This window comes from Actinoallomurus soli, assembly GCF_024055715.1.
GTDB classification, from domain to species: domain Bacteria; phylum Actinomycetota; class Actinomycetes; order Streptosporangiales; family Streptosporangiaceae; genus Actinoallomurus; species Actinoallomurus soli.
This window is the reverse complement of sequence record NZ_JAMXMV010000013.1, coordinates 64,974-91,212: the sequence shown is the minus strand read 5'-3', so window position 1 is coordinate 91,212 and position 26,239 is coordinate 64,974. Positions and strand designations below refer to the sequence as shown.

The window sequence follows — 26,239 nt, the reverse complement described above, 5'->3', positions numbered from 1 at the left end:
TCACGCTGACGCGGGGCCGGCCTTCAGCGTCCCGCGGCTGAAGGTCCGGAGGATCCGCTGGTGGGTCTGGCGGGGAAGGGACCGGCTGCCGGGCTCGCCGAGAGGCGTCCCGGGCCGCGCCGGAGCCTCGCCCAGCAGCTCGTCCAGACCGGCACGGGCGACCATCAGCAGACCGTGGGTGGCCCGGGTACAGGTGACGGCGAGCCGGCCGAACGCCGAGTTGAACTCGTCCAGCCGGTCGGCCCCGGACAGCGGGTGGACGGCGACGGTGACGGCGTTGGTCTGGCCCTGCCAGGAGTCGACGGTCGAGGCGAGCAGCACGCCCGGCGGCAGGCCGTACTTGTCCGTCAGGCGCTCGACCATCGCCGCCGCGTCGTCCACGGCCTGGTTGCGGGTGGCGAGGACGACGATCAGGGGATCCCCGGACGGCGCGCCGGAGGTGATCCGTTCCTCGTCCAGGGGCCGGCCGGCGCCGTCGTACCGGCGGCGCGTGATCGCGAACCCGTTCTCCAGGAGGGGCATGAGCATCTCCTCGACCACGCCGAGCAGGTCCGGGTCGATGTCCGGCGCCTCGGGGTCCGGGAGACCGCCGACCTCGAGCAGGGTCGGGGCGCCGGTGGCGACGGACGCCCAGACCGCGGCGGCGGGCCCGGTCATGGCCGGCAGCTCGACGGCCCGGTCTCCCGGCGCCGCCACGCAGTCCAGCCGGTCCCAATCACCGTAGAAGGCCCGCCAGAGGGGAAGCTGCGCGGCCGTCGGGCGCCACACGGCGGGAAGGTCGACGGCGAAGGTCTTCTCGTCCTTCTCGTAGGCGGTCGGCCAGGCGCGGTAGGGGTTGTAGCCGGAGTCGCCGCGCCAGGGGTTCTGGCCGGGGTCGATCGGAGGGAGCTGGCCGACGTCACCGACCCCGACGGACAGCGGGGCCAGCCCCTCGACCGTCGCGTACCGGTGGAGGGGAAGCTGCCACGCCTCGTCGACGAACAGGACGTCGAAGGGCAGCGTCGCGTTGACGGCGGGGCCGAGGCGGTCCAGCAGCCGCTGCTGCTCCCCCCACGCGCCCATCTTGTGCGAGGTTCCGAGGACCACGGCGCACGTGTCGGGGATCGCGCCGGCGGAGGTCGCGACGGAGACCTGGTCGAGCACGTCCTGCGGGACCTCGGGCAGCCGGTCCTTCGCCACGAACAGGCAGACCTGGGAGGCGCCCAGTTCCCTTCCCAGGTCGCCGGCGAGGGGGAACACCTGCTTGTTCGCGAAGGCGGTCACCCCCACCCGGCCGCAGTTCTCATGCGCCAGGGCCTCCCGGACCATGCGCACGAGCGCGTAGGACTTCCCGGCGCCGGCGGCGGCGCGCAGCAGGATCCTCTCGTAGCCGGCGGTGCCCTCGAGGGCCGCCAGGAGGGCGTCGATGGCCCTTTGCGCTGCCTCGATGTTCCCCTCGGCCGCGGCGTCGTGGTGAAGCGCGTCCTCGGGCGGTGCGGCGGGGGCCGAGAAGGTGATCGTCATCGCCGTTCAGTCCAGGTCGTCGAGGGTGAGATGGCCGGGGACGTCCGTGGCCGCGAGCGGCGGTCGCTCGTCGTGCGGTCCGACGTCGAACCGTTCTTCGTCCACCAGCGGCGGCCAGACCTGCGGGTTGAGCTCGCCGCGGGACCGGCGCTCGGCCAGCGTGTCGGCCCACTCGGCCTCGGCGGCCGTGTGCGGGCGGCAGCAGTACTGGTGCTCCTCCGGATCCTCGGTGTAGGCGTCCGGGGTGCAGGTGGGCTTCGGGGCGGACCGGTCGTCCAGGGACGGCCGCTTCACGGCGATCTCATGACCCGACTTGAACCGGGTGAACCAGGCGGTGTCGGCCAGGACCAGGGTGTCGCCGACCGTCAGGTCGGGGACGACGAGGGGGTCCCAGCCGAGTCCCCCGGCGTCGTCGATGTGCCTCAGCGTCCCGACCGGCATCCGCCCGAGCTTGAAGGATCCTTTCTGGATCTTGAAGACCGTTTCCGGCCGCTCGACGACGGCGTGGTCGCCCACGTGCAGGGCGACGACCTCCGATCCGTCGCCCAGGCGCCGTGACCTCACGTCGAGCCGGATGGGGTCGAGGCCGATCACCGTCGCCAGGGCCAGTTCGCGGACGCCCGCGTCGGCCGCCCTGTCCCGCGCGGCCGCGGTGTCGGCCAGGCAGGTGAGCTGTTCGAAGCACGTACGGTCGGCGTCCAGGAGGTCGACGTGGGAGTTGCGCCAGCGCGGGTGCATCCGGGAGAAGCGGACGAGGTCGGAGGCCTGCAACGCGACGCGGCGGCCCCAGATCTCCTGCGCGTCGGCCTCCAGGACGCGGTGCGCTTCGCGCAGCCGGGAGATCCCCAGCCCGCCGAGGACCCGGTGCGCCCGCTCGAGCACCTCGACGCGGTAGTCCAGGGCCGCGCCGACGAGCGCCTCGTACGCCGCCGTGTCCTCCGCGCGGCGCGCCCTGTCGATCGCGTCGGAGGCGACGTTGGACAGCCGGGCGCCGGGGGTCTCCGGTCGCTCCGCGATGGCGTCGGAGATCTCGCGGTGGTCGAGCGGGCCGGTGGCCTCGGCCCAGGTGAGGAGGTAGTCCAGGCGGCCCGCGTCGACGGCCGGGCCGCCGGGCGTCACGTGCGCGGCCAGCACGGCCCGCAGGTCGACGATGGGCGTGCGCAGGCTCATGGCCCGGGCCCGGTCCTGTTCCAGGAGGAAGGCGACCGCGAGCCGCTCGTCGTCGTGCAGCGGCTCCGGCAGCGTGGCGGGTTCCCCGTCGAAGGTCAGGGCCGGGCGGCCGCTGTCCAGGTCGTGCTGCCAGCGCAGCCGGCTGAGTTCGACGCCGGCCAGGGAGTCCGCGGCGGTGGCCAGCAGGTCGGCGGTCGGCTGGTCCGGAACGACCAGGTGGACCGGCCCGGTGCCCGCCTCCCGGCTCTCGCGGATGGCCGCGCCCAGGATCCGCATCACCGCGCGGCGGGTGAACGGGGACTGCGGATCGGCGAACACCCGCCGCGTCCAGGCGGTCGGCCCGTCCGCCCGCATCCGCCGTACGGCCACGCCGTGCACGCCGAGAGCCGACGCGTCCGACTTCACGAGGACGAGATCGATGGTGCCCGGCAGTCCGCACGGGTCGGTGCGCAGGCGCCCGGTCCAGGACGGCAGGCCGGTGACGGTGGCGCGCACCTGGTCGACGACGCTCCGCGGCGCGGCCCCGTCGGCGCCGTCCCCGGACACCAGGCCCGCCACGGCGGGACGTCTGAGCCGGTCGATCCCGATCTCGGTGAGGACGGCGAGCGGGTCGCCGGAGCCGCGCAGTTCCGCCCGGCAGTAGAAGAACAGGTTGCAGGTCGCGCAGCCGCGCGGGTCGAAGTTCGCGGTCAGGCCGGCGACGTACGGGCCGAGTCCGTCCTGCGCGGGCGGGTCGTCGCCGAGTTCGGCCCTGGCCTTCAGCCGTTCGTCGGCCCTCGTGCGAACCTCGATCCGGTGGTCGTCCAGCGACTCCACGACGGCCTCGGGCTGCAGGAAGGCGTTGCGCGGCACGGCGAGCGCCCCGCAGCGGTGCACGCGCATGCCCGCCGGCAGACCGCTCCACGCGGCGGCGGACTCGGCGCCCAGCGCGACCTGCAGGAAGCCCTTGAGCATCCGGCCGTCGTCGATGCGCGAGCGGATCCGTTCGTAGTCCTTGGCGTCGCCCATGATCAGCCACGATCCGACGGCCCGGCCGTCCTCCTCCCGAGGACAGACGATCGCGAAGTCCGGCTGGACGGGGGTCGCGTCGGGGATGTTCTCGAGGTCGAGGTACGGGACGGCGAGCGCGGTGAGCATGGTCGCCTGGCCGGAGGACTCCGCGTCGCGGTGCGCGGCGGCGAGTTCGGCGGCGGTGCCGGCGACGGTGCCGCGGCAGTCGCGCCTGCGGACCGCCTCCGGGCGGGCGAGATCGAGCCGCCCGACCGTCTTGGTGAGCAGCTCGGAGACGAAGCGCTCGGAGCGCACGAGGGTCTCGAAGGTCATCGCCCGCGTCCACCGGGCCTCGGGGATCCCGGCACCGACGTCGGGGTGGCCGATGCGGGCGGCCAGGACCTTGCGCGTCCTGCGGGTGATGAAGGGATCGGTCAGCCGGAACCGTTCGCACCCGGCATGCGCCGACGCGGCCACGGCACTCGTTCCGCCCCCGGACTGCAGTCCCCCCATGTCCCACCCTTCACTCTTCGCACGCTTCGCTACGTGACTGTAGAGCGAGATGCCGGATCATGGCGCATCGTCGCGTGCGAACGCCCCGGCGCGGCGCGCTCACCGGTCAGCAGGCTCCGCAGTTCCTCCGAGGTCGTCTTCGCAGCGGGCGCTGCGTGCGTGATCCGGCACGGTCTCTCCTGGAGCGTTGATCGTCGAGGGGCCCGCCGCCCTGACACCGGGTGAGCGAATGTCATGCGAAATGCGGCGATTGTCGAGTTTTTGCGGCTTCGTGCCCACGTGCAGTGGAGGTTGCGGGTAGCCGACCGCCATACCCGTCTGCGCGTGTGGACGGTCCGCCGGACGGCCCCGAACGACACAGGGAGTTCGAGATGGGACAGAAGGTCAGTGATTACATGCTCCATCGGCTCACCCAGTGGGGCATCCACCGCGTCTACGGATATCCCGGGGACGGGATCAACGGTTTCCTGGGCGCGTACGACCGGGCGGGCGGTGACCCGGAGTTCATCCAGCCGCGGCACGAGGAGATGGCCGCGTTCATGGCGTGCGCGCACGCGAAGTTCACCGGCGAGGTCGGCTGCTGCACCGCGACCTCGGGACCGGGCGCGATCCACCTGCTGAACGGCCTGTACGACGCCAAACTGGACCATCAGCCCGTGCTGGCGATCGTCGGCCAGCAGAAGCGGATGTCGCTGGGCGCGCACTACCAGCAGGAGGTCGACCTCACCACCCTCTTCAAGGACGTGTCGGAGTACGTCGAGGTCTGCATGGCGCCCGCCCAGGCCCGCCACCTGATCGACCGGGCACTGAAGATCGCCCTGACCACCCGCGGCGTCGCGACGGTCATCGTGCCCGAGGACGTGCAGGAGTCCCCGGCCGAGCCGTCACCGCCCAAGGAGCACGGCGCCGTCTATTCGAGCGTCGGCTGGACCAAGCCGCGGCTCCTGCCCGACGAGCAGGAGCTCCGCAAGGCGGCCGAGATCCTCAACGCCGGCGAGAAGGTCGCCATGCTCATCGGCCAGGGCGCCGTCGAGGCGGCTCCGGAGGTCGTCGAGACGGCCGACCTGCTGGGCGCCGGCGTGGCCAAGGCGCTCCTGGGCCGCGCGGCCCTGCCCGACGACCTGCCGTTCGTCACCGGCCCCATCGGCCTGCTGGGTTCCAAGGCCAGTGACGACATGGTGATGAACTGCGACACGCTCTTCATGATCGGCACCAGCTTCCCGTACGCCGAGTGGCTGCCCGACGAGGGCAAAGCACGCGGAGTGCAGATCGACATCGACGGGCGGATGATCGGCATCCGCTACCCCATGGACGCCCACCTGATCGGCGATTCCAAGGAGACGCTGCGGGCGTTGATCCCGCTCCTGAAGCGCAAGGCCGACCGGTCCTGGCGGCGGGGGATCGAGGAGAACGTCCGCAAGTGGTGGCGCATCGTCGAGCGCCGGTCCCACCAGAGATTCACGAAGATCAACCCCCAGGCCGTCGCGTGGGAGCTGTCCGGCCGGCTGCCCGACGACGCCATCCTCACCGCCGATTCCGGCTCCTCGACCACCTGGTGGGCGCGGCAGCTCAAGCTGCGCCGGGGCATGAAGGCGTCCCTGTCCGGAACGCTGGCCACGATGGGCCCGGGGACCCCGTACGCCATCGCGGCGAAGTTCGCCTACCCCGACCGGCCGGTCATCGCGTTCGTGGGCGACGGCGCCTTCCAGATGAACGGCATGAACGAGATGATCACCGTCAAGCGTTACCTGGGCCGTCTCGGCCGCTCGCCGTTGATCTTCTGCGTCTTCAACAACCAGGATCTCAATCAGGTCACCTGGGAACAGCGGGCGATGGCCGGCGACCCGAAGTTCCTCGGCTCCCAGTACATCCCCGACGTGCCGTACCACAAGTGGGGCGAGCTGCTCGGGCTGACCGGCATCTACTGCGACGACCAGGACGCGGTCGGCGACGCCTGGGACCGCGCCTTCGCCGCCAAGGGGCCCGTGGTCCTGGAGTTCATGGTCGACCGGGAGGTTCCGCCGATGCCCCCGCACATCATGTGGGAGCAGGGCAAGAAGGCCGCCAAGGCCGCCCTGCACGACCCGGAGAAGGTCGGCATCGCGGTCGCGGGCTTCCGGCAGAAGCTCGCCGAACTGTACGAGGCGGTGCCGGGCCGCGGCGGGCGCTGAGCGCACCCCGGCGACCGGCCACGAGGAGGTCTCCCGCAGGACCCGCGGACGCCCCGCCCGCAGGCGCGCAGCCCGCAGGCGCGCAGCGACGAGAAGGAGCATCATGACCCGAACCAGCAGCCGCGTCGACGTCCCGGCCAAGAGCGCACCGCAGGTGCCGGCGCCGCCCCGGTCGTCCCAGGTCGTCAACGTCCGCGCGCTCGAACGCGCGCTCCGCGCGGAGGTCGAGGGCGAGGTCCGTTTCGACACCGCCTCCAAGGCGATGTACGCCTCGGACGGCTCCAACTTCCGGCAGGTGCCGATCGGCGTGGTCGTCCCCAGGACCCTCGACGACGTGGTGGCGGTGCACCGCGTGTGCGCGCGGTTCGGCGCCCCCATCGTCAACCGTGGGGGCGGCACCAGCCTGTCCGGGGAGACGGTGAACTACGCGGTCGTCATCGACCACACGAAGTACCTCACGAGGATCGGCGAGACCGACGCCGCACGGCGGCTGGTGACCTGCGAACCCGGGGTGATCAACGAGCAGCTGAACAAGAGGACCGGCGAGAAGGGGCTGGTGTTCGGCCCCGATCCCTCCTCCCATTCCCGGTGCGCGATCGGCGGGAACCTCGGCAACAACTCCTGCGGCATCCACTCGCTGCAGTCCCAGCTGTACGGTCCCGGCCCCCGGACCTCCGACAACGTCCACGCCATGGAGATCGTGACCTACGGCGGAGAACGGTTCTGGGTCGGCAACGGGGAAGAGGACCGGCTGGAGGAGATCATCGCGGCCGGTGGCGTCAAGGGCGAGATCTACGCGAGACTCCGGGACCTGCGGGACCGGTACGCCGGCGCGATCCGCGCCGGGTACCGGCCGGTCAGTGAGCTGCCGCGCCGGGTCTCGGGCTTCAACCTGGACGAGCTGCTGCCGGAGCGCGGGTTCAACGTCGCCAGGGCGCTCGTGGGCACCGAGAGCACCTGCGCGACGGCGTTGCGCGTGACGCTCATGCTGACGCCGGCCCTCATGATGCGCACGACCGTGGTCGTGGCCTTCGGCGACATCGCGGACGCCGCCGAGCACGTGCCCGAGATCGTCGAGCGCTGGCGGCCGATCGGCCTGGAGGGCATCGACCGGCAGCTGATCCAGAACCAGCGGCAGGAGCACCGCAACGTCGCCGCCATCGGGCGACTGCCCCACTCCGCCGACGCGGACGGCTGGCTGCTGGTGCAGTTCGGCGCCGACACCGCCGAGGAGTCGGTGAAGACGGCGCACGACTTCATCGCATGGCTGCGCGCGGACAAGGGGTACGCCCGAGATCGGATCGACGTCCTGAAGAGCGAGGAGGAGGGCGGCGTCAGCGAACGGGTATGGGCGATCCGCGAGGGCGGCCTGGGCGCCACCGCCTTCCCGCCCGACGGCCGGGACCACTGGCCCGGCTGGGAGGACTCGGCCGTACCGCCCGAACGGCTCGGGGACTACATCCGCGACCTGCGCGAGCTGTGGGACCGGCACGACCTGCACGGTCAGGTCTACGGGCATTTCGGGCAGGGCTGCCTGCACTCACGGATCAGCTTCGACCTGCGGACCGCGCAGGGCATCGCGAACTACCGCGCGTTCATGGAGGACGCCGCCGACCTCGTGGTGTCCTACGGCGGAACCCTGTCCGGCGAGCACGGCGACGGCCAGCAGCGCGCCGAACTCCTGGACCGGCAGTACGGGCCCGAGCTGATCCAGGCGATGCGGGAGTTCAAGCTGATCTGGGACCCCGGGTGGAAGATGAACCCCGGGAAGGTCGTCGACCCGTACCGGCTCGACGAGAATCTGCGGCTCGGCACGTCGTACGACCCGCCCCGGCCGCGTACCAGGTTCACCTACCAGGAGGACGGTGACGACTTCGCCCACGCCATGCTCCGCTGCGTCGGCGTCGGAAAGTGCCGGGTCCCCGAGGCCGACGGTCAGGTGATGTGCCCCAGCTACCAGGTCACGCGTGAGGAGAAGCACAGCACCCGAGGCCGGGCCCGGCTGCTGTTCGAGATGCTCCAGGGAGACGTGGTCACCGACGGCTGGCGGTCCAGGGAGGTCTACGACGCGCTCGACCTGTGCCTGGCCTGCAAGGGCTGCACGAACGACTGCCCGGTCAACGTCGACATGCCGACGTACAAGTCGGAGTTCCTGTACCACCACTACCGCTCACTGCGCCGGTGGCGGCCGCGCTACGCCTACGCCATGGGGTTCATCGACCAGGCCTGCCGCCTCGGCGCCCGGATCCCCGAGATCGCCAACGTCTTCCTGCACGCGCCGGGCCTGGCACGACTGACCAAGTGGGCCGGTGGGGTCGACCGGCGCCGGCCCGCCCCCTGGTTCGCCCCGATGACGCTGCAGCGGTGGTTCCGGGAACGCGGCGGCACCACCAACCCGTACGGCCGTCCCGTGGTGCTGTTCCCCGACACGTTCAACAACCACTTCCACACCGACGTGGGCGTGGCCTGCGTCGAGGCGATCGAGGCCGCCGGCTGGCAGGTCGTCATGCCGGAGGGCCACGTGTGCTGCGGCCGGCCGCTGTACGACTACGGTTTCCTCGACATCGCCCAGCGCTACCTGCGCGACGTCCTGGGCGTCCTTCGTGAGCACATCCGCGCCGGCACCCCCGTCGTCGGGATGGAACCCAGCTGCCTCGCCGTCTTCAAGGACGAGCTGGCCAGGATGCTGCCGCACGACGACGACGCCGGGCGCCTCGCCGGCAACGCCTACCACTTCGCCGAGTTCTTCCAGGCCTTCGACATCGAGCCGCCCCGGCTCGAGGAGAAGGCGCTGCTGTGGGGCCACTGTCACCACAAGGCCACCGGCGGCACCGAGCCCGAGAAGGAGCTGCTGGCCGGGATGGGCCTGCAGGTGCAGGAGGTGGAGGGAGGATGCTGCGGCCTCGCCGGCTCGTGGGGTTTCGAGCAGGGCAAATACGACATCTCCCTCGCCTGCGGGGAACAGGCCCTGCTGCCCGCGGTGCGCCAGGCCGCCCCGCGCACGCTGGTCGTCGCGAACGGGTTCTCCTGCAAGAGCCAGATCGAGGACGCCCGCACCGGACGCCGCGCGATGCACGTCGGCCAGGTCATGAAGCTGGCCCGCGACGCTCGTCACGGCGAGCGCCCGGCGGACCGGCCCGAGCAGGCCGTCGTCGGCGTGCGACCGGCTCCCCCGCTGGGCCGGCGCGTCATGCGCGTGGCGCTGCCCGTGGCGGTCGGCGGGGCCCTGGGCGCGGGAGCGTTCCTGGCCGCCCGGGACCGCCGCTCGACGCCGCCCGCCCAGGGCCGCCCGGTCGCGTCGCTCCTCCATCCGGCCGCGTCGCTGTTCCGCCCGGTCGCGTCGCTCGTCCGCGCGGTCCGGCCATGAGCCGGGGACGACCGCCTGCCGAAGGCGAGCACCACCGCCCATGAGGGCGGTCCCGGCCTGAAGACGGCCTCGACCGCAGGCGAACGGCCGCGCTCAGGCGGGTGATCGCCTGCCGCTCGACGGGAACCTGCGCCCGCGACGCCGCGCCGACGGGCCGCCGCTCTATCCGCTCACCGCGGGGTGAGGCGGACCACGGGGTACTGCCGCTCCGACTTGCTCTGGTACTTCGCGATGCGGGGCTGGGCCTCGGCGATGCGCTGCCAGGCCTGCTCCCGGTCGGCGCCCTCGAGCGAGTGCGGCGTCACCGGGAGCGGCTCCCGTCCGGGCAGCTCGATCGACGCCTGGTCGGGGTGCGCCATCAGGTTGACGTACCAGTCCGGGTTCCGCTTCCCTCCGCCCGACGCGACGATCAGCCGGCTGTCCTCGCCGTCGGCGAACCACGCCACGGGCGACTGCCGCGGCTCCCCGCTCCGGCTGCCCACCGTGTGCAGGATCAGCACGTCCATGCCCATGAACGTGCCGTTGCCCTTACGGATGCGGCGGTTCGTACGCGCGTTCACCTTGTGCTGCATCCACCGGGAGAACGCGCCGGGGCCACCGCCGGCGCGCCCGCCACGGCTGTCTGTCTGCTTGCTCTCTGTCATCGCTACCTCCAGCCTCGCCGGACGGCTCAGCCGAGCTCGTTGATGCCGATCATTCGCCTGCGGGATCACGGAAGGCGAAGTCGCGAATCCGGATGGTCAGATCCACGGCGATCAGGCTAGTTCCGGCTCACCGGCCCGCGCTTCTCGATTCCTGATCGGTGTGTCCTTCCTCGCCCGTACGGCCGGTGATCGGCCCTGCTCTCCGCGCCTTCCCGCCGAAGTGGGATGGGTCACACTGGTTACGCGGATTCGTGATGTGTTCGTAACATGGAAGTACATAGATGCCTAATGCAACTATGCGGATCGTGAGCGGAGGACCACGTCCCGTGCTGGTCCTCGGCACTGACGCTGGAGGTGGCACATGTGCGGAATCACCGGCTGGGTGGCGTTCGACCGTGACCTGCGAGCGGAGCAGCAGGCCGTGGACGCGATGACGGAGACGATGTCCTGCCGCGGCCCCGACGACCGCGGCACCTGGATCGGCGAGCACGCGGCGCTCGGCCACCGGCGGCTGGCCATCATCGACCTGCCCGGCGGCCGCCAGCCGATGAGCGTCGACACGCCCGGCGGGCCCGTGGTGATGGTCTACTCCGGCGAGACGTACAACTTCTCCGAGCTGCGCGGCGAGCTGATCGGGCGCGGGCACCGGTTCCGTACCGACTCCGACACCGAGGTCGTCCTGCACGCCTACCTGGAGTGGGGCGAGGCATTCGTCGAGCGGCTCAACGGCATGTACGCCTTCGCCATCTGGGACTCCCGCGAGAACCGGCTCATCATGGTCCGCGACCGCATGGGCATCAAGCCCTTCTACTACTACGAGACCTCCGACGGCGTGCTGTTCGGCTCCGAGCCGAAGGCGATCCTGGCCAACCCCCTCGCAGAACGCACCGTGACCCTCGACGGCCTCCGCGAGCTGTTCGCGTTCGTCAAGACGCCCGGCCACGCGATCTGGGAGGGCATGCGCGAGGTCGAGCCCGGCACGATCGTGACCGTCGGCACCAACGGCGTGCGCACCACCCGCTACTGGACGCTCGAGACCCGCGAGCACACCGATGACCAGGAGACGTCGGTCGCCCACGTGCGCGAGCTGCTGGAGGACATCGTCCGCCGCCAGCTCATCTCCGACGTGCCGCGCTGCACCCTGCTGTCCGGCGGCCTCGACTCGTCGGCGATGACGGCGATCGCCGCCCGGCAGCTCGCCGCGGCCGGCGAGACGGTGCGCAGCTTCGCCGTGGACTTCGTCGGGCAGACCGAGAACTTCGTCCCCGACGAGCTGCGCGGCACGCCCGACACGCCCTACGTGCACGACGTCGCGGCCAAGTCCCGCACCGAACACCAGGACATCGTGCTCGACTCCGACCAGCTCGCCGACCCGGACGTGCGCTCGAAGGTCATCCGGGCCCGGGACATCCCGGCGGGGTTCGGCGACATGGACGCCTCGCTGTACCTGCTGTTCAAGGCGATCCGCGAACACTCGACGGTGGCGCTGTCGGGAGAGTCGGCCGATGAGGTCTTCGGCGGCTACCAGCAGTTCTTCGACCCGGAGGCCCAGCGGGCCACGACGTTCCCCTGGCTGGTGCGGGTCGCCCGGCACTTCGGTGAGGACGACGGCATCCTCACCCCCGAGCTCGCCGCGACCATCGACCTGCCGCGGTACGTCCAGGACGCCTACGACACCTCCGTGGCCCGGATCCAGCGGCTCGACGGGGAGAGCGACTTCGAATGGCGCATGCGCAAGGTCTGCTACCTGCACCTGACGCACTTCGTGCGCATCCTCCTGGACCGCAAGGACCGCGCCTCGATGGCGGTCGGCCTGGAGGTCCGCGTGCCCTTCTGCGACCACCGGCTGGTGGAGTACGTCTACAACACGCCCTGGTCGCTCAAGACCTATGACGGGAGGGAGAAGTCACTGCTGCGCGGCGCCGCGCGCGACGTGCTGCCGCAATCGGTGGTCGAGCGGGTCAAGTCGCCGTACCCGTCCACGCAGGACCCCAAGTACGCGGTGAAGCTGCAGGAGAACGCGCGCGCGTACCTGTCCACCCCCGACCACGCCGTGTTCGACATCGTCAGCCGGGACTGGCTGGCCCGCGCGGTCGAGGTCGACACGCCGCAGATCACCCAGGCGTCCCGCCACGGCCTCGAGCGCACACTTGACCTGGCTCTTTGGCTGGACATGTACAAGCCGACCCTGAAAATATCCTGACCATGAACGAACGGGCGGTGCACACGGACGAGGCACTCGACGTCGTGATCGCGATGCACCGCCTCATGCGCCGTCTCCGTCGTTCGGGCCACGGCGGCGCCGTGCATCCGACACAGCTGATCGTGCTGGCCCTGCTGACCCAGTACGGCCCGCTGCGCATCGGCGAGATCGCCCGGCGCGTCCCCTGCTCGCAGCCGACCGCCACCACCGCGGTGGCGGGGCTGCTGGCGGGCGGGTACGTCGACCGCAGGGCGGACCCCACCGACGGCCGTGCCACCCAGGTGCTCATCAGCGAGGCGGGCGGGGAGATCCTCCGCTCGTTCGCGCGCGCCCAGGCGGAGGTCCTCGCCGGCCTGATGTCGGCCATCCCGGCGGATCAGGCGAAACTCCTCCTGTCGACCGCGCCGGTGCTCGGTCACCTCGCCGACCTGCCGGCCCCGCCGGACCCGCGCACACCGGGCGACGCGCCCTGATCCGTTCGGAGCGTCGCTGGAGGGACGTCTCGATCAGGTGTGCCGGGTCGAGAGAGCACTCATCGGCTACCACGCGCCCATTGCGCCGCCGAAAAGACTAAATGCCATCTTTTGTCCACTCTTGACGACGGATTTAGCCCGATCGTACGTTTTGACGGGCTTAGAGGCCCTAGGTGGACGTTTCACCGATCCTACTGGGCAAGGATGTGCGCCGAATGACCAGATCGCGTCCCCACCGTGATCGCCCCCGCCGCCCCGTGCAGTCCCCGCCGGCCGACGACGGACCGGCGCCTCATCCCCGGCGTCTCAGGTCGGCCCGGGTCCTTTTCGTGGCCGTGGCGACCACCGCGGCATCGATGGTGATCAGACCCGGTGACCGTGCCAGGTCCCGTGGCCGGGGCCGCGGCAGGAGCGCGGTGGCCGGCGTGCTGGCACTCGGCTCCGTGGCGCTGGGCGCGGTGGCGGTGCCGGCCTCGGCCGCGCCGCCGGGCCGGCTCACCGGCGGTGGCTGGGTGCTGAGCACGAGTGACACCTCGAAGAACTACTCCCCGACGTTCGTCGGCAACGGTTACCTGGCCGCGCGGGTGCCGGCGGGAGGCGAGGGCTACAGCAGCACGCCCATCGTCACCCAGTCCGAACTCGCCGGCTTCTACGCCCACCCCGCCGGCCAGAACGAGCAGCGCGCGAGCCTGCCGAGCTGGACGACGCTGGGCTTCGGCCGCAGCGGCGACGTCTACGGGACGGGGAGCTGGTCCTGCGCCTTCGACCAGCTGTGCCCGGCCGCGTACGGGAAGATCTCGGGCGGCGCGTTCGTCGAGACCTCCCACCCCGGTTCGACCGTCGGCGGCTACCTGGCCGGCCTGAACACCAATGGAAAGCCGACGATCGGCGGCACCGACGTCATGGAGATCCGTGACGCGCCGGCCGGCAAGGCGACGCTGGCGGTGCGGTACGGCAACGCGAGCGGCGGCCCGCAGAGCATCCACCTCGGCGTGAACGGCACGCTCCAGCAGCTGACCGTGCCCAGCCTGTCCAGCTGGGACGATTGGGGGGTGGTGACCGTGCCCGTGACGCTGAACGCGGGCGCGAACACGCTCGAGATCACCGTCGCCCAGGGTGACGAGGCCCGGGTGAACGTCGACTACCTCGCGCTGTATCCGGACGGCGGCCAGCGGCCGACGCAGGTCGCCCCCGCCACGGTCGGCACCACCAGCGACTACAAGCAGTCGCTGGACCTGCGCACCGGGGTGCTGAGCACGTCGTTCGACTGGACCTCACCCGAGGGCGACACGACCAGCCTCACCTACGAGGTCAACGCCAACCGCGCGGACGGCCATCTGGGCACGGTGAGCGTGCAGGCCGTACCCCACTGGAGCGGAACGGCCACCGTCGTGGACGAGTTCGACGCCCGGGGACTGAACCACGCCTCCACCTCGGACCCCCGCGTGGACGGCAGGACCGCGACGCTGTCGCAGACCGTCGTGAGCGACGGGAACCTGGTCACCGCCGGGCTGAACTCGGTGCTGCGCGTGGACGACAGGACCGTGCCCACCCAGGCGACCGCCGCCTCCGGCGACGGCAGTGCCGGGCAGAGCGCGGCCTTCCCCGTCCACGCCGGTCAGGCGTACCGGATCACCAAGTACGTGGGCGTGGCCTCCAGCGTCGACACCGACCGGTCGCTCAACGCCGCGAGCCCGCGGCGGGCCGCCGCGGACACCGCGTCCCGCGCCGCCGAGAGCGGCTACCGGCACGCGCTCGACCGCAACGACCGCGCCTGGGCGGACCTGTGGCGGTCCGGCATCTCGGTCCCCGGTGACGCCACCACGACCGCGCGGATCCACGCGTCGATGTTCTACCTGCTCGCGAGCATGCGCGCCGGGGTCACCTGGAGCGCCAGCCCGGGCGGGCTGTCCTCGGACGGCTATGCCGGTCACGTGTTCTGGGACATGGAGACCTGGATGTACCCGTCGCTGCTCGCCCAGTTCCCCGACATCGCGGTCGGCGCGAACACCTACCGGCAGAAGCTGCTGTCCGGGGCCGAGGCCGACGCGGCGAAACTGTCCACTCCCACCCAGCCGATCAAGGGCGCGAAGTTCCCGTGGGAGAGCGCCCTCAGCGGCACGGAGCAGACCCCGCCGTGCTGCACCACGGGTAAGAGCGAGATCCACATCAACTCCGACGTCGCGCTGGCGCAGTGGCAGTACTACGAGGCGAGCGGCGACACGGCGTGGCTGCGGGACAAGGCCTGGCCGGTGCTGAAGGACATCGCCGACTACTGGGCCACGCGTGCCGTGCCCGACCCGGCCGGCGGATACGACATCAACGACGTCATGGGCTCGGACGAGTACCACGACAACGTGAACAACAGCGCGAGCACCAACGCCGGCGCGCAGGCGTCGCTGCGCATCGCGGTCCGCGCCGCCGGCGTCCTCGGCCGGACCGCCGATCCGGCGTGGAGCAAGGTCGCGGACGGCCTGAAGATCCCGGTCGACACCACGGCGAACATTCACCCCGAGTTCCAGGGCTACAACGGGCAGACCGTCAAGCAGGCCGACGTCACCCTGCTGCAGTACCCGTGGGGTGTGCCGATGTCGGCCGGCCTGGCGCAGAACGACCTCGGCTACTACAAGCAGCACACCGACCCGAACGGCCCGTCGATGACCGATGCGATCGCGGCCATCGACAGCGCCGCCCTCGGATCGCCCGGCTGCACGGTCTACACCTACCTGCGCGACAGCGCGGACCCGTACCTGGCCGCACCGTTCGACCAGTGGTACGAGACCCGCAACGGCGGAGCGTTCACCTTCACCACCGGTGAGGGCGGCTACCTGCAGGAGTTCCTGTACGGGTTCACCGGGCTGCGCTGGGGAACGGACGCGATCGCCATCGATCCCTTCCTGCCGCCGCAGCTGCCGGGCGTCGACATCACGGGAGTGAAGTGGCACGGGCGCACGTTCGACCTTTCGGTCGGACAGCAGGCGACGAAGCTGACCCTCCGGTCCGGCCCGCCGCTCCCGGTACGGGTCGCGGGCGGCGGCGTGCGCAAGGTGACGCCCGGTGCCGGGCTCCAGGTGCCCACCAGGCACCCGGCGGGCGACGCGACGCAGTGCTCGTGAACACGCCGGGCACGGACCCGGCACCCCCGCCGTCGCCGTGACCCATGGCCGGGCGGGCCCCCCAGCGGGGGGCGGCCGGCCCGCCATGCGCGGGCCGGCCGGCACCGTCACCGATCATCGCCCCCGGCCGGCCCCATCCGGGCACTCCGGCCGGGGGCGACGGCCATCCGGCCGGGCGTGTGCACCACCGCTCACGGAAGTCTCCTTCACGCAGCCTTCCTTCGCGGTCCGCCGGAAGCGGACGCGGTGAACCAGGTGCCCCCACCGTCCGAGCGCTCCGATGTCCGGTCCGCCGCCGGTCAGCGCCACCAGGGCGCCCGCCGCAGCCGTGCGACCTGGTCGGCCGGGCCGGTCAGGCCGTCCAGGTACGGTACGATGTGCTCGAGGTGCTGGGCCACCCACAGCGTGCAGGCGATGTTCCGGTCCGACGCGTCGAGCGCGGACCGGGCCAGGCGCAGTGACTCCGGGGATGGCGGCCGCAGCGGAACGAACGGCCGACCGGCGGCCGGGCCGAGATGCCCGGCGACCTCGTCGAACCAGCCGGTCAGCCGGGTGGTCTGCGCGCTGAGCGCGCGGGTCGCCGGATCGGGCTCGGCGTCCGGGCTGGGCAGCCCGGCCAGGGACTCGCCCGTCAGGCGCAGCCGGACCGTGCCGCCGACGAGCCGCCACAGGTCCTCCTTGGGCATGTGTTTCGTGCCCCGCTCGGCCAGGAAGCCGCGCAGCGCGTCATCGAGCCGGAGACCCGCCGTGACGGCCGGGGCCGCGTCGGGCGGCGACGGCCGGACCCCGAGCGCCCAGGCGACCGACTGGCACAGGTAGTCGCCGCCACGCCGGAACGCGTCCGCGAGGGCGTCGCCGACCACCGCGCTCGCCCCGCGCGGCCACAGCAGCACACCGACCACGAGACTGACCGCACAGCCGATGGCCACGTCCTCCAGGCGCAGCATGCCGACCCGCCACCCGGCCGGCGCCACCAGGTTGTACAGCACCGAGACCGTGACGGTGAAGGCCGCCTGCCCGACCGCGAACGGCGCCGTCCCCGGCGCGTACGAGGCCACGGCGACCGCGATCGGCAGCGCCACCCACAGTGCGGTCGGGCCGGTGCCGATCGTCAGCAGGAGCAGCGCGCCGACGAGGAATCCGGCGACCGTCCCGGCCAGGGCGCGCAGCGCCGTCGCGCCGGTCGAGGCGGCGCTCGTCCGCAGCACCGACAGCGTGCCCAGCACCACCCAGAAGCCGTGCTGCACGCCCGTCGCGTCGGCCACGGCGATCGCCGCGGCCAGCGCGACCGCGCCGCGCACGCTGCTCAGGAACCACGCCGACCGCACGCTCACGTGCCGCCAGGTCACGGTCGCGGCACCGGCGAGCGCGGCGGTGCGGGGCGCGCCACCGCGCGGCCCGCGCCCCTCCACGGTCGCCGGTTCGGTGGCGGGCAGACCGTACCAACGCCGCCTGTGTCCGACGATCAGGTCGGGATCGGCCCGCCGCATCGCGATCAGCGCGTCCTCGGTGGCCTGCTGGACCGCGAGGGCCAGCGTCCGCGCGTGAAAGGACAGGTGGACGGCGTCACGGTAGCGGGTCTCGACCACGCCCATCCCGCGCAGGTGGGCGACACTGGCCTCCAGGCACTCGCGCAGCGCGGGCAGGTCCGGGGTGACCCGCTCGTCCGAGAGCACCGCGGCCATGTCGCGCAGCGTCCGCGCGGTCGCCGTCAGCAGTTCCCGCTCCACGGCGGGAACCGCGCTGAGGTCGCGATACTCCCCCAGACTCTCGCACACCACGGCGGTGCACCACTCGAGGAGCCCGACCAGGTTGTCCAGTGCCTGATCGGTGGTGCCGAGGCCGGTGGGCCGGTACGGGGTCGCGGTGAACTCGCTCAGCAGCGCGTGCTTGGCCGCGACCGACGCCTCGGCGTGCTCGGGGGCCAGCTCGTTCCGCAGCGCCGCGTCGAGCTGATCGGCGAGGGCGTCGCCGCACGCCGCAGCGCGGGCCCGGAGCCGGTGTCCCGGCGGGCGCGGCGACAGCAGCAGCACCGCCGCCGTACCCGCGACCGAGGCCAACCACCACCCGGCCAGCCGGGAAGGGATCATCTCGACCGTGCCGGGCGTCGCCGCGGGCAGCACGTACGCGACCAGGGCCGCCGTCACGCCCGAGGCGGCGGCCGGGCCGGCAACGCCGGCGAACATCACCACGAAGACCGTCGGCAGCGTGATCAGGGCGGCCAGCACGGGGGACGAACCGACGACGGTCCCGAGCGCGATGAGGGCGCTTCCGGCGACGGCGAGCCCGAGGTGGGCGGCCAGCTTGTCGCGCCGCGTCCCGCCGAACCCGGCCATGACCAGCGTGGCGAACCCACCGAACGCCGCGAAAGTCGCGACCTGGGGATCGCCGATCACCTTGGCGGCGAACGCGAACAAGCCCGGCACCACGATGACGGTCCGCAGCGCGCGCAACGCCGCCTCGGCCGACCACCGGGGCATCCAGGCCGGCGACCGTACGGCGAAGCCTCGCCGGGCGGGCGCGGCCTCCTTTTGTAGCATTTCGGACATCCCGCAAGGTTCGCTACATTCGCCCTAACTGTCCAGCCACCGAGCGACGAGCTTCCGAAGGAGCCTTGACCGGGCGTATCGGGCGACGGAACGTCGCGTCCCGACCTGCGACCCGAACCGGCCCGACCGACCCCGGATGATCTGTGGCGGGCCGCGTCCCCCGAGGCTCGCGTTGATAGACTCTTAGCGCTGCTCAGGAGGGCAAAGCCGGGCGACCTCGGGAAACGATCGGTCTTCCCAGGGTTGGATCCAGGCCAAGGCGGGAATCTTGTGACGGTATCCAGCGTTCATGTCTAGCAGAACGCACGCCGTCTGGGAGGCACGTCACGATGGCCGAGCGCGCACTTCGCGGCACCCGACTCGGAGCCACGAGCTACGAGAACGATCGAAACACCGACCTGGCCCCTCGTCAGGAGGTCATGTACGACTGCCCGAAGGGCCACCGGTTCACCGTCATCCTGGCCGCGGAGGCCGAGGTGCCGATGACCTGGGAGTGCCGGAGCTGCGGTGCGACGGCCCTTATGGTCAATGGCGAGATGCCCCAGTCCAAGAAGGGTAAACCGCCCCGCACGCACTGGGACATGCTCATGGAGCGCCGCACGATCGAAGATCTGGAGGAGGTCCTGGCCGAGCGACTGGCCGTCCTGCGCGCACAGCGCAGAAGGACCGCGTAACCGAGCACCGAACGCACACGGGCCGTGCCGTCAGCCCCTCGACGGCACGGCCCGTGCGTCGTTCAGCGCCGGTCCGCCTCTCGGTCCTCTTCGATGACCTCTCCGCGCACCACCCGGGGTCCCGGCTCCGGCTCGCCGGGCCCGGGGCCGTACATCCCGCCCAGATCCCCGAAGCGCAGGCTCGTGCGGCGCCGCGACGCGGAGATCCGGCGCTCGGCGTACCGCGACAGCAGGCGGCGCACCAGCGGCCGGGTGAACGGCAGCACGAACAGGAACCCGAAGAAGTCCGTCACGAAACCGGGCGTCAGCAGCAGCGCGCCGCCGACCAGGACGAGCCCGGCGTCGGCCAGCTCCCGGTCGGGCATTCTCCCGCCGCCGAGGGTCTCCTTCAGCGCGCGCCACGCCCGCCGGCCCTCGCGCCGGATGATCCAGGCGCCGAGGACGCTCTCGGCCAGCAGCAGCGCGACCGTCGGCCAACCGCCGATCAGCTCGCCGACCTGGATGATGACGTAGATCTCCAGCACGGGGATCAGCAGGAACACGATGAACAGCGCCACGGGGAGCATGTCTCCATTGTGTCCTGCCGGCGGCGGCGTTCGGGCGGTGGCAGTTGGCGGTGATTTGAACACCGTGACGGCATGGCGCACCGACCCACGGGTACCGGTCCATATCGAGGAAAATGCGCAGGTCAACGGGGGGTTAACGATGGTGAGGCTCATGCGCAGGGCTGGTATCACGTCCGACACGATGTACATCGCCGGAGTCGCGTCGATCCTGGCGTCGTTCGCCAGCTGGGCGATGTCGCTGAAGGCGGAGGAGCACGCCGGACTGGACCGCGCCGACCGCTGGGGGATCTTCATCGGCGAGTGGGCACCGACCTTCTTCGCGCTCGGTGTCGCGCTCCGGATGGAGGAGGAGTACGGCGAGGAGGAGCCGCACGAGGGGGCCGAGCGGATGAAGCGCCGGGCCCGTGAGGCGATGCCGGTCAGCTGAGCCCGGAGGCAGGCCTCGGGGAACGCGTCGGAGCCCTGGTTGGGCGAACTGCCACGGCTCATCCGGCCGATGATGGCCCTGCTGAAACGGTCCCTGCCGCCGGATCAGACAGAGTACGGGTGGGAGCTGAAGTGGGACGGAGTCAGGGCGGTCGCCTACGTGCAGGGCCGGAGCCTGCGGTTGATGTCCCGCAACGACAAGGACATCACCCGCTCCTACCCGGAGCTGGCCGCCCTGGCCCGGATGTTGCGCCGGCCGGCGATCCTCGACGGTGAGATCGTCGCCCTGCGCGACGGGCGGCCGAGCTTCGCGACCCTGCAGACCCGGATGCACGTCCAGCGCCCCGGTGACCGGCTGATCCGGGCCGTGCCGGTCCAGTACTACCTGTTCGACGTCCTCCACCTGGACGAGGAGTCGCTCCTGGGGTGCCCCTACACCGAGCGACGGGACCGCCTCGACGGACTCGGCCTCGACCGGGCGCCGGTGCGCGTCCCGCCGTGGTGGCGGGGCGAGGGCGAGACGGTCTTCGCGGTCGGCCTGGCCCAGGGGCTGGAGGGCGTCGTCGGCAAGCCGCTGCGATCCCATTACCACCCCGGACGGCGGGGCCCCTGGATCAAGGTCAAGAACATCCGTCACCAGGAGGTCGTCATCGCCGGGTGGCTGCCCGGCGCGGGCCGCCGCGCCGACATGGTCGGGTCCCTGGTGCTCGGCGTCCACGACGACGGGCGGCTGCGGTACGCCGGGAACGTGGGGACGGGTTTCACCGAGGCGGACCTGCGGGACCTCGCCGCCCGGCTGGCGCCGCTGGCGCGGGACGAGGACCCCTTCGACCCGCCCGCGCCCCGCGAGATCGCGCGGCGCGCGCGCTGGGTCGAGCCCGTGTTGGTGGGCGAGGTGGCGTTCGCCGAGTGGACCCCCGACGGCGCCCTGCGCCACCCGAGCTGGCGGGGGCTCCGCCTGGACAAGCGCCCCAAGGACGTCCACCGCGAGGAACCCGCGTGACGGAGTTCGGCGGTACGACAGGAACCGCCGGGGTCGCGCCGTTCTTCCGGCGTGTGCATTTGCGGGATCATGGTGACGGCAGAAGAGTTGCCCCGGCGTCCCGTCCGGTCGTGATCCGGTCCCCCGCCGGACGCCCGACCGGGCCCGCGGATCGCCGGTCGTCACTGATCCCTCATGCTTTGGAGTCTCGTCGTGCGCAAGCGTGTGCTCGTTCTCGTCGCCGTGGCCGGGCTCGGCCTGGCAGGCTGCGGTGGCAGCGGTGGCAGCGGATCCGCGCATCAGGACAAGTCCGCCGCCTCCTCGTCCTCGGCCGCGAGCGGTGCGGCGGCGGGCGAGCCGCTGCCCAGCGCTTCTCCGAAGGGCGACAGCGACGCTCCCACCTGCACGACGGTCACCTACCGGGTCGCCGGTACGGGCGTCGAGGTCACCGCGCAGGTGGGCAAGACCCCCATCACCCTGAACTTCGAGGCCGATGACGCCGACGACAACCCCGTGACGGGCGACCCGTCCACCTCCGGCGTCACCTACGCGTTCAAGGGCGGCGACACACGGCACACGCTGCTGATCAAGGGCGTGAAGTCGCTGCACCACGTGACCGTCATCGCCCTGGGCACCGACCAGGACAACTCCTGCCGCGCCTACGCGAAGTAGCGCGCGGAGGCGGACGGCCCGGGTGTCAGTCGCGCGCCCGGGCCCGTACCTGCTCGGCGATGTGGTCGGCGATGGCCAGCGCCGACGTCGCCGCGGGCGAGGGCGCATTGCGGACGCTGACGACCGGGCCGAGGTGGTGGATGGCGAAGTCGTCGACGAGGGCGCCGTCGCGGTCGACGGCCTGCGCGCGGACCCCGGCCGGGGCCGGTATCACGTCCCGGACCGTCAGCTCCGGCACGTACGCGCGGGCCTCGGCGATGAACCGCCGTGTCGACAGGGACGTCAGCGCCTCGCGCACGCCGGCCCGCCAGTGGGCGCGGGCGAGGCGCCGGAAGCCCGGCCACCGGAGGACCTCCCGCAGATCGGCGAGGTCGACGTCACCGCGCCGGTAGCCCTCGCGCGCCGTGGCGAGCACCGCGTTCGGGCCGATGTCGACGGTGCCGTCCACGCGCGGGGTGAAGTGGACGCCGAGGAAGGGATACGCCGGGTCGGGCACGGGATAGACCAGGCCCTTGACGAGCTCCCTGCGGTGCGGTGCCAGCCGGTGGTACTCCCCGCGGAACGGGACGATGGCCGGCGCCGGCTCGTCCCCGGCCAGCGCCGCGACGCGGTCGGACTGCAGTCCGGCGCAGATCACCAGGCGATCGACGGGGGTGCTCTCCGCGGCGGTGTGCACGATGAGCCGCCCGCCCGCGCGTTCGAGCGCGGTCACGGCCCGGCCGAGGAGGATCCGGCCGCCGGCCGCCCGTACGTCGTCGGCCAGGGCACGGGCGATCAGACGGTAGTCGACGATGGCGGTCGTCGGTGAGTGCAGCGCGGCGTACCCCCGCACGTGCGGCTCCACCTCCGCGAGCTCGGCCGGGTCCAGCCGGCGCAGTCCCGGAACGCCGGCCGCCCGCGCCCGTGCCTCGAGGTCGCGCAGCCGCCCCGCCTCGTCCGCCGACCGCGCCACGATCACCTTGCCGATCTCCTCGTACGGCAGGTGGTGCTCGGCGCAGAACTCCTTCAGCCGGCGCGCGCCGTCCCGGCACAGGCGGCTCTTCAGTGAGCCGGGCGGGTAGTACACGCCCGCGTGGACGACCCCCGAGTTGTGCCCGGTCTGGTGCAGCGCGACGTCGGCCTCCTTCTCGAAGACCGTGACCTCGTGGTCCCACCGGGCCAGCCGGCGCGCCACCGAGAGCCCGACGATCCCGGCTCCGACCACACCGACGCTGAGAGTCATCGACGTTCTCCTCCGGCGCGCTCCTCGGCCACCACTCGACGGCCGTCCCGGAGTCGCGGTACCCGCCGGTGGGCGGGCGCCGCGACCGGGGTCAGTGCCGCTCGCGGCCGGTGAGACGCCCCAGCCAGTAGGCGGCGCCCCACCGGGCGATCCGCTGGAACGCCTCGATCATGATCGCGCGGCTCATCTTGCTGGCGCCGTGGGTGCGCTCGACGAACCGGATCGGCACCTCGGCGACCCGCAGGCCGGCCCGTACGGTCCGCAGCGTCAGGTCCACCTGGAAGCAGTAGCCCTGCGACGCGACGCCGTCGATGTCGATCTTCTGCAGGGTCGTCGCGCGGTAGGCGCGGTACCCGCCGGTCGAGTCGCGCACCGGGATGCCCAGCATCAGCCGCGCGTAGACGTTGGCGCCGCGCGACAGGATCTCCCGGTTGACCGGCCAGTTCTCCACGGTGCCGCCGCGGACCCACCGGGAGCCGATGACCAGGTCCGCCCGGGAGAGCGCGCTGAGCAGCCGCGCCAGCTCCTCGGGCTGGTGCGACCCGTCGGCGTCCATCTCGACGAGCACGTCGAAGCCGTGCTCCATCCCCCAGTGGAACCCCGCGATGTACGCGGCGCCGAGGCCCTCCTTGCCGGCCCGGTGCATGACGTGCACGCGCTCGTCGTCGGCGGCGAGCCCATCGGCGATCTTCCCGGTGCCGTCGGGGCTGTTGTCGTCGGCGACCAGGATCTCGGCCTCGGGAACGGCGGTGCGCACCCGGGCGACGATGCTCTCGATGTTCTCCCGCTCGTTGTACGTCGGGATGATCACGAGCACCCGCCCGATGTCGTCCGTGTTCTGCACCGGTCAGGCCCCCCTGCTCGTCTTCCGTGTCCTCCACGCGGCGGCGACCGCGGCCGCGAGTCCCAGCAGCGCCAGCACCCACTCGGGAGCGGCACCCAGGTGATCAGTAAGCGTACGCGAGGTACGCAGCGGCACGCGGCGGACCTGGATGTCCGGGGTGAATTCCTTTGACTTGGTCAGGACCTTCCCGTCCGGCGCGATGATCCCGCTGATGCCGCTCGTCGAGGCGACGAGGACGCTGCGCCCGTGCTCGACCGCGCGCATCTGCGACATCGCGAACTGCTGCGGGGGAAGGCTGGTGCGTCCGAACGTCGCGTTGTTGGTCTGCACGACGAGCAACGGGGCGTCCGCGACGTCCCGCACGAGCCCGTCGTAGGCCACCTCGAAACAGATGACGTCTCCGATTTTCACCGGACCGAGCTGAAGGGATCCGCGTGAACGGCCCTTGACGAACTCTCCAACCTGGTCGAAACGGGTGATGAGCTTTCGCAGCAGGCCGCGGAAGATCGGGATGTACTCGCCGAACGGCAGCGGATGGCGCTTGACGTAGTACGCGCCGGGGCCCTTGACGGGATCCCACACGATCCCGCGGTTCTCGACGTGCTCGCCGTCGCCGGCGTCGATGACGGCGCCGACCAGCACCGGCACGCCGACGTCCTTGACCGCCGCGTCGATCACCTCGCGGGCGGTCTCGTCGGCGTACGGGTCGAGGTCGCTGGAGTTCTCCGGCCAGATGACCACGTCGGGCCGGGGCACCTGGCCGGCGCGGATCTCTTCGGCCAGCCGGTGCGTCTCCCGCGCGTGGTTGTTCAGGACGGCCTGGCGCTGGCCGAGGAAGTCCAGGCCGGCGCGGGGCACGTTGCCCTGGATGACCGCGACGGTCACCGATCGGCCGCCGGTGGGGCGTGGCACGAGCATGCCGGCCGCGCCGAGAACGAGCACGGCGGCGACCGCGAGGGCCGCCCAGCGGACCGGCCGCCCGGCCACCCGGCCCGGCGCGCGACCGGGAGTGCCGGTCTCGGCGGCCGTCCCGGCCTCCGCGGCCGGGTCCGCCCCGGGAACCGCGTCCGCCGCGGCGACCGGTTCCGGGGCCGGGAAGGGGGTCCGCCGCCGCCACAGGAGCAGGACCGCCGCGGCGAGCAGTCCGCCGGTGAGCGCGGTCACGAAGCCGACCAGCGGCGCGCCGCCGATGGAGGCGTAGCCGGTGAAGGGCGAGGAGGTCTGGCTGAACGCCAGCCGGGCCCAGGGGAAGCCGCCGAAGGGCACGCGGCCGCGGATGAGCTCCTCGGTGATCCACGCCGCGGCCGTCCACACGGGCCAGCCGGGCAGGCGGGTGACGAGGGCCAGGCCGATGCCCAGCACCGCGAAGTAGAGCGCCTCGAAGAGGCTCAGCGCGACCCAGGCGTCGATGCCGACGGGCCGCAGGCCCTCGAAGGTCGGGAAGCAGAACGCCAGGCCGAACAGCATGCCGAGGCCGGCGCCGCGACGCCAGGTCCGGCCGCGCATCAGCAGCGCGAGCATCGCGGTGGCGACCGGCGCCAGCGGCCACCAGCCGATCGGCGGGAACGCCGCGGCCAGCAGCAGGCCGGCCAGAACCACGCCCGCCGGGCGTGGCAGCCACGCCGGAATCCGTGACCGCCGGTCACGCTCGGCGACGCCGGGCGTCTTCTCGGCGAGCAACTCCTGCGCCACCAGCACTCCTCATCAGGTCCGACCGTCGACGGAACGCTACCCGCCGGTGGGGACCGGGACGAATACGGGCAGGCCGCTTCGTACGGATGATCCCACTTCCAGGGTGAAGTCGCACGGACGAGAGCCCGGATGGCGCTCCTGCGGCGGGAGACGGAAACGGAAGAGGACCCGGGCGCTCCCTTCGAACCGGACCCGTCTCGTCGGCGGCGAGCGCGTAGTCCGTTGTCTGATGGGTGCCCAGGCCCTTACCGAGTTCCACCCCCCGCCGGCCGGGGTGCTCCGGCCGCGGGCGGGCGCGTCATCGTGCGTCTGGCATGGACGGATGGGCGCCTGAGCCGGCGCGTGCTCGCAACCCCCGTCGCGGCGCAAGATTCGCGGCGCCCCGGTCGGCCGACCGGTCAGTCCTGCGGTGGACGTTCAGGCAACCTATCGGTATCCGTAGCGATGTCAAGGCGGCCGCGA

At 72.1% G+C, this 26,239-nt stretch carries 17 protein-coding genes; 9 read left to right on the top strand and 8 right to left on the bottom strand.

Going from position 1 to position 26,239, the window contains the following annotated elements; all coding sequences use genetic code 11:
- Both NDW01_RS28215 and NDW01_RS28210 read right to left on the bottom strand, forming a co-directional pair.
- A complete protein-coding gene (locus NDW01_RS28215; protein WP_252826076.1) occupies positions 1-1,503 on the bottom strand; it encodes a hypothetical protein in 1,503 nt (500 codons plus the stop codon).
- A 6-nt stretch (positions 1,504-1,509) separates the two neighbouring features.
- Positions 1,510-4,176, bottom strand: a complete 2,667-nt coding sequence (locus NDW01_RS28210) for a hypothetical protein (RefSeq protein WP_252826074.1) — start codon at positions 4,174-4,176, stop codon at positions 1,510-1,512.
- Between the two features lie 371 nt (positions 4,177-4,547).
- Between NDW01_RS28210 and NDW01_RS28205 the strand changes: the two genes are divergently transcribed.
- Both NDW01_RS28205 and NDW01_RS28200 read left to right on the top strand, forming a co-directional pair.
- Positions 4,548-6,347 carry a thiamine pyrophosphate-requiring protein gene (locus NDW01_RS28205; RefSeq protein ID WP_252826071.1) on the top strand — a complete coding sequence of 600 codons (1,800 nt, stop codon included), beginning with the start codon at positions 4,548-4,550 and terminating at the stop codon, positions 6,345-6,347.
- A gap of 103 nt (positions 6,348-6,450) precedes the next feature.
- On the top strand, positions 6,451-9,714 hold the full coding sequence (locus NDW01_RS28200; RefSeq protein WP_252826069.1) for an FAD-binding and (Fe-S)-binding domain-containing protein: 3,264 nt from the start codon (positions 6,451-6,453) through the stop codon (positions 9,712-9,714).
- Between the two features lie 170 nt (positions 9,715-9,884).
- Here the strand turns inward: NDW01_RS28200 and NDW01_RS28195 are convergent, their stop codons facing one another.
- Positions 9,885-10,358 carry a nitroreductase family deazaflavin-dependent oxidoreductase gene (locus tag NDW01_RS28195; RefSeq protein WP_252826067.1) on the bottom strand — a complete coding sequence of 158 codons (474 nt, stop codon included), beginning with the start codon at positions 10,356-10,358 and terminating at the stop codon, positions 9,885-9,887.
- Positions 10,359-10,719: 361 nt separating this feature from the next.
- On the opposite strand from NDW01_RS28195, the gene asnB reads away from it, so the two are divergent.
- The 3 genes from asnB to NDW01_RS28180 all read left to right on the top strand — a co-directional run bounded on the left by asnB (position 10,720) and on the right by NDW01_RS28180 (position 16,150).
- A complete protein-coding gene (gene asnB, locus NDW01_RS28190) occupies positions 10,720-12,561 on the top strand; it encodes an asparagine synthase (glutamine-hydrolyzing) (RefSeq protein ID WP_252826064.1) in 1,842 nt (613 codons plus the stop codon).
- Between the two features lie 2 nt (positions 12,562-12,563).
- Positions 12,564-13,034, top strand: a complete 471-nt coding sequence (locus tag NDW01_RS28185; protein ID WP_252826062.1) for a MarR family winged helix-turn-helix transcriptional regulator — start codon at positions 12,564-12,566, stop codon at positions 13,032-13,034.
- Positions 13,035-13,450: 416 nt separating this feature from the next.
- Positions 13,451-16,150 carry a glycosyl hydrolase family 65 protein gene (locus NDW01_RS28180; protein WP_252826050.1) on the top strand — a complete coding sequence of 900 codons (2,700 nt, stop codon included), beginning with the start codon at positions 13,451-13,453 and terminating at the stop codon, positions 16,148-16,150.
- Between the two features lie 299 nt (positions 16,151-16,449).
- Here the strand turns inward: NDW01_RS28180 and NDW01_RS28175 are convergent, their stop codons facing one another.
- Positions 16,450-18,690: an FUSC family protein gene (locus NDW01_RS28175; protein ID WP_252826048.1), complete on the bottom strand. Its 2,241-nt coding sequence runs from the start codon at positions 18,688-18,690 to the stop codon at positions 16,450-16,452.
- A gap of 338 nt (positions 18,691-19,028) precedes the next feature.
- Between NDW01_RS28175 and NDW01_RS28170 the strand changes: the two genes are divergently transcribed.
- On the top strand, positions 19,029-19,373 hold the full coding sequence (locus tag NDW01_RS28170) for an RNA polymerase-binding protein RbpA (protein ID WP_252783493.1): 345 nt from the start codon (positions 19,029-19,031) through the stop codon (positions 19,371-19,373).
- Positions 19,374-19,435: 62 nt separating this feature from the next.
- Here NDW01_RS28170 and NDW01_RS28165 read toward each other — a convergent pair whose 3' ends face one another.
- Positions 19,436-19,939, bottom strand: a complete 504-nt coding sequence (locus tag NDW01_RS28165) for an FxsA family protein (protein WP_252826045.1) — start codon at positions 19,937-19,939, stop codon at positions 19,436-19,438.
- A 151-nt stretch (positions 19,940-20,090) separates the two neighbouring features.
- On the opposite strand from NDW01_RS28165, the gene NDW01_RS28160 reads away from it, so the two are divergent.
- From NDW01_RS28160 to NDW01_RS28150, 3 genes are all read left to right on the top strand, one after another.
- Positions 20,091-20,366: a hypothetical protein gene (locus tag NDW01_RS28160; RefSeq protein ID WP_252783495.1), complete on the top strand. Its 276-nt coding sequence runs from the start codon at positions 20,091-20,093 to the stop codon at positions 20,364-20,366.
- Positions 20,367-20,405: 39 nt separating this feature from the next.
- Positions 20,406-21,368: a non-homologous end-joining DNA ligase gene (gene ligD / locus NDW01_RS28155; protein ID WP_252826043.1), complete on the top strand. Its 963-nt coding sequence runs from the start codon at positions 20,406-20,408 to the stop codon at positions 21,366-21,368.
- A gap of 192 nt (positions 21,369-21,560) precedes the next feature.
- A complete protein-coding gene (locus NDW01_RS28150) occupies positions 21,561-22,019 on the top strand; it encodes a hypothetical protein (protein ID WP_252826041.1) in 459 nt (152 codons plus the stop codon).
- A gap of 25 nt (positions 22,020-22,044) precedes the next feature.
- Here the strand turns inward: NDW01_RS28150 and lhgO are convergent, their stop codons facing one another.
- The 3 genes from lhgO to lnt form a co-directional block, all read right to left on the bottom strand.
- Complete coding sequence (gene lhgO / locus NDW01_RS28145) at positions 22,045-23,241, bottom strand: L-2-hydroxyglutarate oxidase (protein ID WP_252826039.1); 1,197 nt, start codon at positions 23,239-23,241, stop codon at positions 22,045-22,047.
- A gap of 91 nt (positions 23,242-23,332) precedes the next feature.
- Complete coding sequence (locus NDW01_RS28140) at positions 23,333-24,085, bottom strand: polyprenol monophosphomannose synthase (protein WP_252826036.1); 753 nt, start codon at positions 24,083-24,085, stop codon at positions 23,333-23,335.
- A gap of 3 nt (positions 24,086-24,088) precedes the next feature.
- Positions 24,089-25,777, bottom strand: a complete 1,689-nt coding sequence (gene lnt / locus NDW01_RS28135) for an apolipoprotein N-acyltransferase (RefSeq protein ID WP_252826034.1) — start codon at positions 25,775-25,777, stop codon at positions 24,089-24,091.
- Between the last annotated feature and the right edge of the window lie 462 nt (positions 25,778-26,239).